Genomic DNA, 1,748 nt, shown 5'->3' on the forward strand with positions numbered 1-1,748 from the left:
GGCTTCCGTCCCCGCGAGGATCGCCCGCGTGAGGGTGGATACCAGGGCAACCGCGAGGGTGGCTTCCGTCCCCGCGAGGATCGCCCGCGCGAGGGTGGGTACCAGGGCAACCGCGAGGGTGGCTTCCGTCCCCGCGAGGACCGTCCCTCCGGTGACCGTCCGCAGGGCGGCGGCGAGTTCCGTCCCCGCGCCCGTGCCGACCGTGGCTGGAGCGGTGGCCGCCGCGACGAGAAGTAAGCGGCGCACTCCGCCCCGGCAGGCGTGAACCCTGTCTGAAGCGGCCCGGCCCTCCCGTGTCGGAGTGGCCGGGCCGCCTCGTGTGATGCCGGGGTGCTGAGGGCCCGTGAGCGGTCATGCTCTGCGGCGTTCCGTGTCCTCCAGTCGGCTGAACTTCAGGGACGCAGCTCGTTTTTGGATCAGTCGCGTTCGGTGTCGTCGTTCTGCTCGCCGCTCGGCTGGCCGTCGTCGACCGGCAGGCCCACCTCCGGTGCCCCGATGTGGCCGGGGGTGTTGCCTTCCGGGTGGCGCTGCGCGTCGTGGTCCGCTTCGGTGTGGGCGTCCGGGGTGTGCTGGGTCATGCTTCAGGGTAGTTCGGACGGGGCAGACGCGCCTTGCGGGAACGCTCAGGAGCGCCTCCGGCAGGAGGGGCGGGGTGGAGGAGAGGGGATCGGTCGGGGGGCCCTTTGGCACGCTTGACACGTTCTGGAACGGGTGATACTATCCTTCTTCGGAAGTGACCGAGGCCCGGGAAACCGCGCACTGGCCGCTCCGCGCTCAGGAAAGCGTTACCTGACGTTCTGATCATTTTCGGTCTGCCACCCTAGCTCAACTGGTAGAGCACCCGACTTGTAATCGGAAGGTTGGGGGTTCGATTCTCCTGGGTGGCTCCAAAGCTTTGCAGGACACCACACCTGAAAAGCGACAACCCAAGTGCAACGTTTGGGCCACGAAGTAGGACGGGTAGGTGGCCGAGTGGTTAAAGGCGACAGACTGTAAATCTGTTCTCTTTCGAGTACGGCGGTTCGAATCCGCCCCTGCCCACCACTGCGGGAATAGCTCAGTTGGTAGAGCGTTAGCTTCCCAAGCTAAATGTCGCGAGTTCGAGTCTCGTTTCCCGCTCCAAGTCCTCCTTATGCTTGTGTAGCTCAGTGGTAGAGCACTCCCTTGGTAAGGGAGAGGTCGTCAGTTCAATCCTGACCACAAGCTCCAATGTCTGTAACACGGCCCGCCCACAAGCGGGCCATGTTGCTATGTCCCGCAGGCCTGAGCAGTCGGGGGTCGTCCCGGTACGGATGTCAGGTGCCCGCCCCGCGCCTCCGCTCGTGGCAATCAGGCATTCGGAACAGACAAGCTCATTCGGACGGGCTAAGATTCTCAGGCGAGTAAAGAATTCTCCCGCATCACCACCGGTGACGGGAACCTGGAGGCACCATCATGGCGAAAGGAACGTTTGAACGCACCAAGCCCCACGTGAACGTGGGGACGATCGGGCACGTCGACCACGGCAAGACCACGCTGACGGCGGCGATCACCTTCACGGCGGCCTCGGCCGACCCGAGCATCGAAACGCAGCGCTACGACCAGATCGACAAGGCGCCGGAAGAGAAGGCCCGCGGCATCACCATCAACACCGCGCACGTCGAGTACAACACCGAATCCCGCCACTACAGCCACGTGGACTGCCCCGGCCACGCCGACTACGTCAAGAACATGATCACCGGCGCCGCGCAGATGGACGGCGCGATCCT

General features: G+C 64.8%; 3 protein-coding genes and 4 tRNA genes. 5 read left to right on the plus strand and 2 right to left on the minus strand.

Going from position 1 to position 1,748, the window contains the following annotated elements; genetic code table 11:
* Together IEY33_RS18985 and IEY33_RS18990 are read right to left on the minus strand one after the other, a co-directional pair.
* Positions 1-246 (minus strand): hypothetical protein (locus IEY33_RS18985; RefSeq protein ID WP_229671172.1); only part of this gene is annotated, 246 nt, incomplete at its 3' end.
* A 170-nt stretch (positions 247-416) separates the two neighbouring features.
* Positions 417-578, minus strand: a complete 162-nt coding sequence (locus tag IEY33_RS18990; protein WP_188964866.1) for a hypothetical protein — start codon at positions 576-578, stop codon at positions 417-419.
* 236 nt (positions 579-814) lie between these two features.
* On the opposite strand from IEY33_RS18990, the gene IEY33_RS18995 reads away from it, so the two are divergent.
* The 5 genes from IEY33_RS18995 to IEY33_RS19015 all read left to right on the plus strand — a co-directional run.
* A tRNA-Thr gene (locus IEY33_RS18995) sits at positions 815-890 on the plus strand.
* 68 nt (positions 891-958) lie between these two features.
* Positions 959-1,044: transfer RNA gene (locus tag IEY33_RS19000), tRNA-Tyr, on the plus strand.
* 2 nt (positions 1,045-1,046) lie between these two features.
* Positions 1,047-1,122, plus strand: a tRNA-Gly gene (locus tag IEY33_RS19005).
* Between the two features lie 12 nt (positions 1,123-1,134).
* Positions 1,135-1,209 (plus strand) — tRNA-Thr (locus tag IEY33_RS19010).
* Between the two features lie 225 nt (positions 1,210-1,434).
* On the plus strand, positions 1,435-1,748 hold a 314-nt coding region (locus IEY33_RS19015), incomplete at its 3' end, for a GTP-binding protein (RefSeq protein WP_229671076.1).

This window comes from Deinococcus aquiradiocola, assembly GCF_014646915.1.
Lineage (GTDB): Bacteria > Deinococcota > Deinococci > Deinococcales > Deinococcaceae > Deinococcus > Deinococcus aquiradiocola.

Excerpts from the sequence above, each read along its gene's own strand:
- IEY33_RS18990 (WP_188964866.1), bottom strand. The coding sequence starts at position 578 with ATGACCCAGCACACCCCGGACGCCCACACCGAAGCGGACCACGACGCG.